The following is an 11,827-nucleotide window of genomic DNA, read 5'->3' as shown; positions in this document are numbered from 1 at the left end:
CAGACTGACAGTCCACACATATAATTTCTGAAAGCATTTTCTTACTCCTTTTTGGTTGACAGGAGTACAATCTAGTTAAGTTTTTATTAAAATCCAAGACACTTTAGGGAATACGACTAACCCAGTCCCAAAGCACGTTGATGAAAATGCAGATACATTGTTGATTGATCCAGATATAAGCAATCCCAGAGCCAAGCATGTGTATGAAAAAGCGGGGTTCGTCCATGTAGGAGATTTTGTTATGGGAGGGTCTGGGTGTTTTGCTGGATGCAAGACGCATTTGCTTGTATGGCGAAGTGAAATGCATGGAAAACCTACAGAACTCAACGTGACTATTCGCTCTGCACAACGATCGGATATTCCAACTATGGTTGCTCTTTCCCACGCCAAACGGTTATCCTACGAAAAAGCGCACCCACAATTTTGGCGCCATGCTACAGACGCAAACAAAGCGCAATCTAGGTGGTTTGAAACGCTGATTACCCAGGAAGATCACCTTCTTTTGGTGGCTGAATCCCATGGGCAGGTGGTTGGTTTTGTGATTGGGAGATTGATGAAAGTTCCTGAGGTTTATGATCCAGGAGGATTAACGTTAATGGTCGATGATTTTTGTGTTGAGGATCTATACTTGTGGCCCTCAATTGGAAACCGTCTTGTGGATGAATTGAAAGCGCAAGCAAAAATTAAAGGAGCTACACAAATCCTGGTTGTATGTGGAGCTCATGACCAGCCAAAACGTTGCTTTCTTAAACGCCTAGGGTTAAGTGTTGCTTCAGAATGGTATGTGGGTGGATTGAATGAGTCCGAATGATAGACGGTGGTCAACTAATATGTGTACCAACCAAAAGCAAATTCCTACCCGCAATAGCGTTAAAATTCTTCTGCTCAGTCCAAAGAACGAGCTGTTGTTAATGTGTGCAGATGATCCCAAAACCACTGCAAAGGATGGTACTTACAATGGTCGGTTCTGGTTTCCTTTGGGCGGAGAAATTGAGCCAGGAGAATCTATAATGCAAGCCGCTATTCGAGAGCTGCACGAAGAAACTGGATTGCAAGAAAATGATGTAGAATTTGGCCCCCTTGTTTGGTTTGGTGAGTTTGAGCTTGTACTTTCAGGCACCCTAACCCGACTCAAGCAGCAATTTATTGTGGCACGCACGCAACAAAAGTCTGTCTCTACACAAAACCTGACGGAATCAGAAAAACAGGTAATCAAAGAATTACGTTGGTTCAGCTTGGAGGAAATTAGTAATCATGATGAAATTATCTATCCTGTGGTGCTAAAAAATTATTTACCAGATATCTTAGCAGGCAATTACCCCGAACAACCGATAGAGATTGACTTGGCAAAGCAGCCTTAAAGCCAAACAAGTGCTCCGTGATTCTTCATCAAAAAAATTGAAAATGACTAGTGTGTCTTGGTCAGCATTGGCAAAATCTTGAGCAATATCGGCAAAGCACGTTGCTTGCTTGCTTTCGGCGTGGCCAGAGGTAATAAGAGCAACAACAAGCAGAAACGAGAGAGCAAGGAATTTTTTCATGCAGCAGTCTTATCCAATTCTCTGTCCTCTTCCAACAGATACTTACCTTTTCTGTACAACTCAAAATTTTGCTTTTTTAAAAGCATTTCGAAACTTCCAGTGGCTAAGGGAACTGTTGGCACTTCCTGCATTAGTTCATCGATTTCCGATACAATCTGCTCAACATCTGGATTCGTATTCTTTCCCGTATATTCTATCTCAAGAATCGTGCCCAAGCCCGCAATTGCATCGATAACTAAGGCAAAGTGTCCTTGTTTATAGGTTTTACGAATTTTGTCGATCAGCAAGAGTATAACCAGTTGGTTTGATTTGAGAAATGAAGAAAAGCTGGAGCTAAAAGGTTGCTGAGTCCCAATAAGTTGTCCCAAAGCTTCAAACGTTTTGAAGTCTTGATTGGCAAATGGTTCTTGAAAGCTATATTCAGCACAAAAGACATGCTCGTGGACGCCTCTTTGCCCCAAGTGATCGGGGTTGAATTTAACATCCAGTGTTTTTTGATTGCGGATGCGAATGAAAATACCCTCTTGGTAAAACTTGCCATCAACAGTGTCGAAGTACTCATCTATGATGCGCTTTTCACTGACGTATTCGAATTGAGCAAGCAGAGGTCCAAGGTCTGTTTCTACGATTTGGTATTTCTTTTCAATTTCAAGATGAGCTGACAAAGGGGTATACTCATGTCATGTAGTCAAATATGAGAAAAAGGTAGCACGTGGTGGTGAAAAAGACAAGTTTAACACATGGCGAAACTCCCAAACTAACACCTTTGCCCTTCTATTTCCTGCGGCACGGCGAAACCGAATGGAATAAAAGCGCCAGGTATCAAGGCAGTCGTGATATTCCTTTGAATGAAGCGGGACTTAATCAAGTCCATGCGGTCAAATCGTTTCTGGGAGGTACACCCATATCGCATATTTTCTCGAGCCATCTGCTCCGGGCTAAGAGAACGGCCGAGGTGATCAATGAAGAGTTGAGCGTGCAGCATTCAATCAAGAAAAATCTGCGGGAGAGCTGCTTTGGTATTCTTGAAGGAACAGATATCACCGCTCAGTCTAGGCAAATAGTGCAACAGTGGATGGCAGGAAAAACTCATACAGAAGCTGAACCTTACCAAGATTTTGCAAGCCGCGTCATTAATGCTGTCAATGAGTGTGTGCGCGAATCTCTTTCTGGCATTCCCCTTATTGTTTCCCATGGCGGTGCCTTTGCAACTTTAACCAAACCAATGGGATACCAAACGCCTATGTTCATTGGTAACTGTGAGCTTGTACTGTGTGAGCCACCTGCAAGCGGCAACTTATGGAGAATCGTTAGTTTAAATAGGCAAGATATTGATTAGATTTTTTGCACTACTCTTTTGCATTTTTCATGTGCATCCTGCTGTTTGCAAAGCCTTTTTGCTTCCTAAACCAACCGGACCCTACTCCATAGGCACTAAAGCTTTTGAGCTTACAGATCCCCATCCCGTAAACAGTTTCGAGGTAGAGGGCCTCGCAAATAGATTATCCAGGCGTTTTACCCGACGGATACAAAAATCAAACGAACACATACCTTTATGCCTGGCACCTTACTTAGGTCAACATCTTGATTCAGCATGGGTATAATGAGCTTTAATGGTCGGGGTGGAGAGATTTGAACTCCCGACATCCTGCTCCCAAAGCAGGCGCGCTACCAGGCTGCGCTACACCCCGACAATCGTTTGACATTAGTTAGTTTGAACAATTTTTGGCTCATAAGCAAGAGAAACTCGCATTTGCTCTTAAAAAATGAGTACGCAATCAAAATCATCCATAAAGATCTTGCCGGGTTGGCGGAAGTTCTGAAAGTCCCTTTGCCTTGGCCCTTTTTGAGCCCAAAGTTTGATAAATTAAAATCGTCCCACTGTGAAATCCAAAAGATACGCCGGCAAGATATGTCACCCACATCAAATACCGCTCTTTGCCAATCAATTTTATAGCTTTGTCCTTATTCTTAGATAGACGCTGGCACCAGTGTTTACAGGTAAGCGCATAGTGTTCGCGCCATCCTTCCACATCATGAATCTCAAACCCATAGGCTTCCATTGAATCTACAGAATCTCCAATAGGAGCCAGTTCAGAGCCGGGGAAAATATATTTCAATATCAAATGTTTTTCAGGGGTAATCCGGCGCGATTTTTTCTTGTTCACTTTTGTTCGGCGTGCAATAGCATGATTTAAAAATAGCCCATTATCTCGCAAGAGGGATCTGACTTTCTTAAAATAATTAGGAAAATTGTCGACTCCAATATGCTCAAACATGCCGATACTGGCTATTTTGTCGTATGTTCCCTCCAAGGTTATATAATCTCGAATCTCAAGAGTCACTTTGTCCTCCAACCCCAGCCTTTTCACTTTTTCTTGAGCAAAATCATACTGAGCTTGGGAAAGGGTAACACCATGGGCTTTAACTCCATAGCGCTGAGCTGCATAGCATACAAGACCTCCCCATCCACAGCCAATGTCCAAAAAGCGCTCCCCGTCTTTCAATCGCAGTTTACGGCAAATCATCTCCAGCTTGTTCTGCTGAGCTTGCTCTAGGGATTCATCCCAGTTTTTGAAATTCCCACAAGAATATTGCATTTCAGGGTCCAAAAAGAGCTGATAAAATTCATTACTCACATCATAGTGGAACTGAATAAAGTCTTTATTGACGCGTTTTTTCTGATTAAATCCGGTTTCATCTTCGGTATATTCATGCCTCAAAGAGGATTTGGTAGATTTTACAAAAAGGAACGGCCACAAATTTTTTAGAAAAAGAGATTTTTTTAAGCGTTTTAGATCTTTTTTCTTAATCTGCTCTCGAAGAGTTTCACCAAGAGTAATGAGGTCTTTCGAGCCTTCAAGAACAATGTTTCCCGCAGCATAATGGCGCAGCAGGTTTTCCAAAGATGGGCCTTTCAAGAGAGACGCAACAACGCCCTTGTCGTTAATTGTAATCGACAAATCTGATGCAGAGGCGCCTCTAAGATGAATCGTTGGTGTTCCCCATAATGAGACATTTATAGGAATTTGTAAGGTTTCGGATAAGTGCTCAAAACATCTTTGTATACCTGATGACAAGCGTTTATCGGATAGAATAGCAGTCATATTGACTCTCACTCCTTCATGTAGATATTAACTGGTTTGCACAATTTTCTGCTCATACGCAAGAGAACTGCGCTTAGGTTCATAAAAATGCAAGGAAAATCGACTCAATAACATCAAAGCAGGCAAGCAACCCACTGCAATGATCCCATAAAAAGTCATCCATGAAACTTGATCAGCTAGCCACCCTGCTCCTACAGAAAGCCCTATACGCACCACGGAGCTGAAGGAGGAAAACAAGGCATAATGGGTTGCTGTATATGGGACATGACAACACTTCGATAAATAGGCAATCAGAGCAGCTGCACTCATGCCACAGGCAAGATTTTCAACTCCCATCGTTAACATCAAAAAAGTCGTGTCATGTCCTAGAACAGCCTGGATCATAAACATCACAGAAGAAGTCATTAATAAGGAAATACCCAGGGCGAGATTTTTTAAAAGCGATAGATGCAGCAGCAGCAACCCACCGATAAAACCGCCTGCAACCATGGCAAAAAAACCGAATGTCTTGGCAATTGAGGCAATCTCTAGTTTAGAAAATCCCATTTCAAGTAAGAAGGGAATGCTCATCATGTTCAAGCCGGTATCGCCTACCTTATAACAAAGGATGAATAACAAAATTATTTTCCAATCCTGGTTTTGTAAAAAAGATGTAATGGCAGGCCACATTGCTTGGTGCGGCTTTTTCCGCTGGCACGCTATTGTTCGTTCTCGGTCTGAATTTGGAATCAGCAGGGTCGCAACCATCCCAATGCTGACACATGTAGCCATTAACGCGTACACAACCTTCCAAGGACAATATGCGGCCAAATAAAGCGCACCCCCTCCTGAAACCAACATACCAATGCGAAATCCGAGCACGGATGCTCCTGCACCAGGCCCCATTTCTTTTTCGTTCAGGGTTTCAATACGGTATGCCTCCATCGCATTATCTTGAAATGACGCACACAGACAAACAAGAAAGGTAGCAAAAGCCGTATGGGCAATATTTTGAGCTGGGTCTGTTGTGCCAAGACCCATCAAAGCAAGGGCAAGCGTTAACTGACTCAACAAGAGCCAACTGCGTTTTAAGCCCAGCTTGCTTGATAAATAGGGAATAGGTAGGTGATCTGTTAAAGGCGCCCACAAAAATTTGAGGGCATAAGGGGCTGTTGCAAGCGCGAACAAACCAATGGTGGTTTTTGAGATACCAACTCTTTCCAGCCAAGCTTGCAGTGTTCCTAGTGTCAACAAAAACGGAAGACCACTGGAAAACCCAAGCAATAAAACACCAAACACCCGGCGTTCAAGGTAAATTCTGCTGGAATTTAATAAGGTTTGCACTCTATGGGTCACCGTAACTGATACACTAATGATTATATACTCTCGTGAAATCAAAACCTCTAGTTTAATGATAGCGAGAAGCGCGCAGTTTACAATTGTAAATGAGCACTTCGAGCGTATTAGGAAACAGAGGTTTTGGTTTCACTTCAGTATAGCTATTTTTACAACAAATGCTAGACAACTACCTAGTCTTTCGGCCAACGATTATGCAACCAGAGCCATTGATCTGGCCGTTCTTTAATCCATCCCTCAAGCATTTCATTCATTTGACACAACAAGGTATAAACAGCCTCAGGATCGTCTTTGCTGCTAGGGAGATGCATTGGCGGATAGTAAGTGATTCGAAAGCGCACACCGCCAAGACGCTCGACTCTTGCAGGTACAAGAGGGCATTGAAACCTAAGCGCCATACGAGCCGCAGCTGGAGCTGTCATGGCAGGCCGTCCAAAGAAAGGAACTGATGTGCCTCTATTCATTTTTTGGTCCACAAGAATAAACAAATGATCACCGCGTCTTAAGGATGCGAGCACTTTTCTAGCATCACCTGGGCCCTTGGTTAACACCTCTTGTCCAATTTGCCTTTGCACCATGCGCACTATTTTATCGACATAAGGATTGTTGGTGGCTCGATAAAGTTGGGTGACTTTTAATCCTCGCTGACTGGCCGCCATGATCGCCACTTCCCAACTGGCCAAGTGTGCTGCAAAGATAATACCCGGCATGCCATCGTCGCGAAGTTGATCGATATATTCCTGCCCGATTATTTCAAAGCGTGAATCTTCATAAACATTGATAGGAACTAGATTGGGGTACTCCCCCATAACGCGACCAAAATTGTCCCATACTTTTTCAATTATAGATTTAACCTCTTGCGTGCTTTTGTTGGGAAAAACCCATTTTAGGTTTTTCTCTGCTGTGCGTTGCGCGCTGGAAAAAGGACCAACTTTGCGAACAAGCCATCCTCCCAATGCAGAGGCTTGCGACATCGGCAAACATCGAAATGTCAGATAAGCAAGCACTGTTACCAATGCCTCCAAGGGATGGCGAATAAATATTTTAAATAGGGTATTTATTTGCTTTTTCATGTGGCAAGCAATTGTTTTAAACGGCAAATGACAGCATCCTGATTCTCAAACTCCAGGCGAATTCTAAAAGGAGTTACCAACGGTTGCAACGACGCAGGGATCCGCATAAAATCTTTTTCGGTGGTTACCAATTGAATGTCTTGTGTTTTTGTTCTTTGGACCAAAGGTTGTAAATCACGCACGCGATAAGGGTAGTGATCCGGAAAGGCAACTTTTTCGAGAATCTCTCCTGCATATTGCTCAAGTGCACTAAAGAATTTATCAGGAAGGCCAATGCCAGCAAAAGCAAGCAACTGCTTGCCCTTAATGCTTTGGGTTGATTCAGCCAGTGGTACAATGTGCGCGTTGACAAACGACTTACCCATTGTCTTGGACAAGGTCTTGGACAAGTTGTGCTGATCTTTACCAATTAAAACCACCGCATCAGTTCTAGAAAGCCCATGCGGTAATTTTTCCCTTAACGGACCAGCGGGAAGAATACGACCATTACCAAGTCCTTTTTGCCCATCAACAACCATAAAGCAACAATCTTTGTGCAGCGTTGGATTTTGCCCGCCATCGTCCATTATAATCATTTGAGCACCTACCTGCTCAGCTGCCTTTGCGCTTGCAACTCTATTACCACCAACCCAGGTTGGAGCAACCTGGGCAAGCAGCAAAGCCTCATCGCCCACATCGCAAAACGTATGTTGCTTGGAATCCACCAGGATAGGACCCTTAAGTGATCCACCATACCCTCTAGTCAGAATGTGGATATCTTCCAATTTTTGTTGCTGTAAAAGGCGAACCAGTGCCATAACTGTAGGTGTTTTGCCAGCTCCCCCCACTGTAAGGTTGCCAACACATATTACCGGAATTTTTGCTTTATAGGCAGTGGTAGCCTTTTGCCGCATACGCTGTGCCAAATTATATCCTGCAGCAATCGGAGCGCACATAGCACTTAGTAGACTGGGTGGTTGATACCAAAATTTAGGCGCTTTGAGCATCTAGAGGCTCCTGCGGAATTATCTCAGCTACATGCTGCAAAATCGTATCGGTCACGCCGGTATGCCGGTTCACAATGGCTTTTGCGGATTGGGTCATCTTTTTTTGTTTGTCTGAATTAGCTAGCAAGACTGAAACATTATCTGCCAAGCCCTGCCAAGACTCCACGGTAATTGCCGCATTCGCTGCAGCAAATTCTTGCTCCAACTGAAGTGACTTATGCATATGCGGACCATGGATGATGGCGCAGTTCAGTTGTGCCGCTTCAATCAGGTTATGTCCTCCTATAGGAACGAGAGAACCTCCAATAAAGGCAACGGGTGCCAGCTTATAAAATAACCCAAGCTCACCTAACGTGTCGGCAAGATAAACCTCCGTGATTTTCTCTAGCTGCTCTTGCTCAGAGCGCGTAGTGGTGTATAAACCTTTGTCCGTAAGAAGTTCAAGAATTGCTTCACTCCTTGCAGGGTGCCGCGGCACAATAATACAAAGAGCGTTTGGCAGGTTTTTTTTCAACTGACGGTGGGCACATGCCACCAATTCCTCTTCCCCTGGGTGGGTACTTGCAGCCAGCCACACGGGGCGATCTTTAGTGGCATTCTTCAGAGTTTGTAGTTCCATATCATTAATTTCCAGGGGATGAGCAGCAAATTTCAAATTACCAGTTATATGGACATTGTTGGCCCCTAGACTCTGAAAGCGCTGGGCATCCTCTTTAGATTGAGTTAAGCAGCAGGTAAATTGGCTAAAGACAACACTACTTAGGGATTTTAGTTTGGACCATTGCTGAAAAGCACGCTGGGAAAGTCTTCCATTAACCAAAATCACCGGTATCTTTCTTTGTCCCAGTGTCGTTAGAAACGTCGGCCATAATTCAGATTCAACCCAAAGCACGAGACTGGGATTCCAATAGTCAATAAAACGAGTTACCCACTGAAGATGATCATAAGGAATGTACTGATGCATTGCGCGTGGTGGAAGATGTTTGGCCATAACCCTAGCTGATGTCATGGTATGCGTTGTCACCAGGATATGCCAGTGTGGATAGCACCGCAACAGTCGTTCGATAAGAATCAAGATTGAACGCGATTCTCCAATACTGGCAGCGTGAATCCAAATCAACTGACCTTGGGGACGTTTTTTGGTAGCCTCTCCATAGCGTTCTTGAATACGCTGTGGTTCCTCCTTACTATTGGATATTCGCCGTTTTATTATCCAAAAAATCAAAGGCTGCAAAAGCCAAACAAGTGCTTGATAGATCTTTAAGAATAACATGCTGGTTCCTCCTGATCTGTTTTTAAGGATTCAATCGGCTGATGTCCACACAGAGCGTCAGCTTGTTTACTGATATCATTGAGTCGTTGTTCAAGTTCGAGTGTGAGAGCCTGGGTTGCATCTTTGTCTTTAAGCGAAGCGTAAGGGATGGGTTTGCCAAACACAAAAACTCCTCGCCCAAAAGGAAGGGGAAATATGAGTCGATCCCATGATTTCCAGATAAGACGTCTTTGGATTGAAAAGGTACCAGGAACAATATCAACTTTTGCCATTCGAGCAATGGCAATCAATCCTGGATTCACTTTAAATCTTGGTCCTCTGGGGCCATCGGGAGTAATAACAATACTATGACCCGATTTGAGCACTTTCAAAATTGAACGAAGCGCTTGGCTGCCCCCCTTAGAAGTAGATCCGACAATGGTTTTGATGCCATGATATCCGATACTTTTAGTAATAATTTGCCCATCTCGATGCGCAGAAATAAGCATGTAAACGGTAGAGGTATGATGCCAGCAAAAGGACATCATCGCTAATCTTCCGTGCCAGAAACACCCCACAAAAGGCTTGTCCTGGCTCCAATATTCCTGTGGAATTTCTTCATGGATAAACTTCCAAGAATTAGTATGAAAGACAAGTCGCATATAGTGGGCTGCAATCCAGCTCACTATATTGATGCATAATGAAGATCTAAGCAGTTTTTTGATGAGAGGTTTGAGAGACATGAGTTGGATCAGAAAGTTGCGCTTTACACAGTTTGGCATATCGTTCGTTGCTTGCCAAAAGCTGTTTGTGGGGTCCAGAGGCAACAACACGCCCCTGCTCGATCACATAAATAATATCAGAATCAAGTACTGTTGATAGCCGGTGAGCAATGACCAGGGTCGTACGACCTCGCATCAGGCTGTTCAGTGCTGCCTGAATTTGCTGCTCTGACTCACTATCAAGCGCTGAGGTCGCTTCATCTAGCAACAGGATGGGAGCATTCTTCAGCATAGCTCGAGCAATTGCTAGTCGCTGCCGTTGTCCGCCTGAAAGTTTGATGCCATGTTCTCCTACAAGAGTCTCATAACCTTGAGGCAACTCTTGAATAAAATCATGCGCAGCGGCTGCTCGAGCTGCTGTCTGGATCTCATCTAGGTTTGCATCTGGTCGCCCGTAGATAATGTTATTCTTAACCGTGTCATCGAACAACGTCACTTCTTGGCTAACAAGGGCGATGTTGTGGCGTAAAGACTCAAGTGTCACGTCTCGAATTGCTTGGCCGTCAATTGTTATACTCCCATCTTCGATATCATAAAACCTGGAAATTAGATTCATGAGAGTCGATTTACCTGAGCCACTTGAACCTACCAAGGCCACTTTTTTTCCGGCCGGAATTAATAGATCAATGTGATCTATGGTCTGTTGCTCTTTTGTGTAGGAAAAATTGACCTTGGAAAATTCAATTGCTCCTTTTGTAATTTTCAAAGGTTTTGCGTCTGGCAAGGAAACAATTTTGGGTTGCATGTCCAAAACAGCAAACACTCTTGTTGCAGCTGCAAGTTTTTCCTGTAGCTCGGCATTGAGATTGGCAAGCTTTTTTAATGGCTCATAAGCCAATAACAACGCTGTAATAAAAGCAAAAAATGCCCCTGATTTTTGATGACCTGCAATAACTTGATATCCGCCATAATAAATAACAGCAGCGATGGCACAACCGCCTAAGAGCTCCATTATCGGGTGTGACGCTGAACGGGTTCGTGTCGCTTTCATCACTAATTTAAAAACCCGCTGAATCAAGCTGTTGGCTTTTTTGCATTCGTGGTTCAGCATTCCATAGGACTTAATCAGGCGAGCACCATTAAAAATTTGCGATAGCAAAACTGTAAATGAGGCCAGCTCTCTTTGAATCAATCCGGATGACTTGCGCATGCGTTTGCCGATACGCAAAATCGGAAAAATAGCTAGGGGAAAAGCAAAGAATGCCAGAGAAGCCAGTAGCCAGTCCGTATAAAACATAAATCCAATAAGGAAAATAAGAGTGAGGCTATCCTTACCAAGGCTGGTCAATGTGCGGCTGACAACCCGGTGCAGCATATTAACATCCGTGGTAAAACGAGAGATGAGCTCTCCGCTGGGGGTGGCATGATAAAAGCTTAAATCAGCCCGAAGCACATGCGCTACAAGCTGGGATCGCATATCAGCTACAATTTTTTCGCCTACATGGGTCATCGTGACAGATGATCCGTAGTCCGACAAACCTTTAAGCAAAAAAATCACAAATACTTGCAGGGCGACCACCATAAGCATACCGGCATTGCGCGCTACAAAAACCTCATCAATGATAGGCTCCATTTGCTTGGCTAGCAAAGCAGTACAGGCAGCTCCCACGGCCATGCACACTAAACCAAAAATACACGCACGCCGGTAAGGTTTCAGGTACTCTTGTATCAATCTAAGTGACAGAGATTTTGTTGACGTCTCAAGCGCCCAAAATTTAACAGTAGAATTAGACACGATCCAAGTCCTTACT

At 43.8% G+C, this 11,827-nt stretch carries 11 protein-coding genes and 1 tRNA gene; 3 read left to right on the top strand and 9 right to left on the bottom strand.

Features of this window, described 5'->3' with window-relative positions; genetic code table 11:
* The first annotated feature begins 160 nt into the window (after positions 1 to 160).
* Together ABFQ95_00945 and ABFQ95_00940 are read left to right on the top strand one after the other, a co-directional pair.
* Positions 161 to 811: a GNAT family N-acetyltransferase gene (locus ABFQ95_00945; GenBank protein MEN8236108.1), complete on the top strand. Its 651-nt coding sequence runs from the start codon at positions 161 to 163 to the stop codon at positions 809 to 811.
* Positions 798 to 1,361, top strand: a complete 564-nt coding sequence (locus tag ABFQ95_00940; protein ID MEN8236107.1) for an NUDIX domain-containing protein — start codon at positions 798 to 800, stop codon at positions 1,359 to 1,361. The genes ABFQ95_00945 and ABFQ95_00940 overlap by 14 nt, the downstream gene beginning before the upstream one ends.
* 176 nt (positions 1,362 to 1,537) lie before the next feature.
* Here the strand turns inward: ABFQ95_00940 and ABFQ95_00935 are convergent, their stop codons facing one another.
* On the bottom strand, positions 1,538 to 2,206 hold the full coding sequence (locus tag ABFQ95_00935) for a CYTH domain-containing protein (GenBank protein MEN8236106.1): 669 nt from the start codon (positions 2,204 to 2,206) through the stop codon (positions 1,538 to 1,540).
* A 53-nt stretch (positions 2,207 to 2,259) separates the two neighbouring features.
* On the opposite strand from ABFQ95_00935, the gene ABFQ95_00930 reads away from it, so the two are divergent.
* Positions 2,260 to 2,880 (top strand): histidine phosphatase family protein, encoded by a 621-nt coding sequence (locus tag ABFQ95_00930; GenBank protein MEN8236105.1) that lies wholly within the window; start codon positions 2,260 to 2,262, stop codon positions 2,878 to 2,880.
* A 275-nt stretch (positions 2,881 to 3,155) separates the two neighbouring features.
* Here the strand turns inward: ABFQ95_00930 and ABFQ95_00925 are convergent.
* The 8 genes from ABFQ95_00925 to ABFQ95_00890 form a co-directional block, all read right to left on the bottom strand.
* Positions 3,156 to 3,232 (bottom strand) — tRNA-Pro (locus ABFQ95_00925).
* 93 nt (positions 3,233 to 3,325) lie between these two features.
* On the bottom strand, positions 3,326 to 4,648 hold the full coding sequence (locus tag ABFQ95_00920) for a cyclopropane-fatty-acyl-phospholipid synthase family protein (GenBank protein ID MEN8236104.1): 1,323 nt from the start codon (positions 4,646 to 4,648) through the stop codon (positions 3,326 to 3,328).
* Between the two features lie 27 nt (positions 4,649 to 4,675).
* Positions 4,676 to 5,971, bottom strand: coding sequence for an MFS transporter (locus ABFQ95_00915; protein ID MEN8236103.1), 1,296 nt, complete (start codon positions 5,969 to 5,971; stop codon positions 4,676 to 4,678).
* Positions 5,972 to 6,156: 185 nt separating this feature from the next.
* Entirely contained in the window at positions 6,157 to 7,056 is a 900-nt protein-coding gene (locus ABFQ95_00910; GenBank protein MEN8236102.1) for a lauroyl acyltransferase, read from the bottom strand.
* Positions 7,053 to 8,042, bottom strand: coding sequence for a tetraacyldisaccharide 4'-kinase (lpxK, locus tag ABFQ95_00905; protein MEN8236101.1), 990 nt, complete (start codon positions 8,040 to 8,042; stop codon positions 7,053 to 7,055). The genes ABFQ95_00910 and lpxK overlap by 4 nt, the downstream gene beginning before the upstream one ends.
* Complete coding sequence (locus ABFQ95_00900; protein ID MEN8236100.1) at positions 8,026 to 9,315, bottom strand: 3-deoxy-D-manno-octulosonic acid transferase; 1,290 nt, start codon at positions 9,313 to 9,315, stop codon at positions 8,026 to 8,028. Before ABFQ95_00900 ends, lpxK begins: the two co-directional genes overlap by 17 nt.
* On the bottom strand, positions 9,303 to 9,980 hold the full coding sequence (locus ABFQ95_00895) for a lysophospholipid acyltransferase family protein (protein ID MEN8236099.1): 678 nt from the start codon (positions 9,978 to 9,980) through the stop codon (positions 9,303 to 9,305). Before ABFQ95_00895 ends, ABFQ95_00900 begins: the two co-directional genes overlap by 13 nt.
* A 22-nt stretch (positions 9,981 to 10,002) precedes the next feature.
* Positions 10,003 to 11,811 carry an ABC transporter transmembrane domain-containing protein gene (locus ABFQ95_00890; GenBank protein ID MEN8236098.1) on the bottom strand — a complete coding sequence of 603 codons (1,809 nt, stop codon included), beginning with the start codon at positions 11,809 to 11,811 and terminating at the stop codon, positions 10,003 to 10,005.
* Positions 11,812 to 11,827 lie beyond the last annotated feature (16 nt).

The organism is Pseudomonadota bacterium (assembly GCA_039714795.1).
Taxonomy (GTDB): Bacteria; Pseudomonadota; Alphaproteobacteria; order JAGOMX01; family JAGOMX01; genus JBDLIP01.
This window is presented reverse-complemented; position numbering and strand designations above follow the sequence as displayed.

What these genes read in the sequence shown, in the direction of transcription:
- ABFQ95_00940 (MEN8236107.1), top strand. Translation starts at nt 798, where the DNA reads ATGAGTCCGAATGATAGACGGTGGTCAACTAATATGTGTACCAACCAA.
- ABFQ95_00920 (MEN8236104.1), bottom strand. Translation starts at nt 4,648, where the DNA reads ATGACTGCTATTCTATCCGATAAACGCTTGTCATCAGGTATACAAAGA.
- ABFQ95_00910 (MEN8236102.1), bottom strand. Translation starts at nt 7,056, where the DNA reads ATGAAAAAGCAAATAAATACCCTATTTAAAATATTTATTCGCCATCCC.
- lpxK (MEN8236101.1), bottom strand. Translation starts at nt 8,042, where the DNA reads ATGCTCAAAGCGCCTAAATTTTGGTATCAACCACCCAGTCTACTAAGT.
- ABFQ95_00900 (MEN8236100.1), bottom strand. Translation starts at nt 9,315, where the DNA reads ATGTTATTCTTAAAGATCTATCAAGCACTTGTTTGGCTTTTGCAGCCT.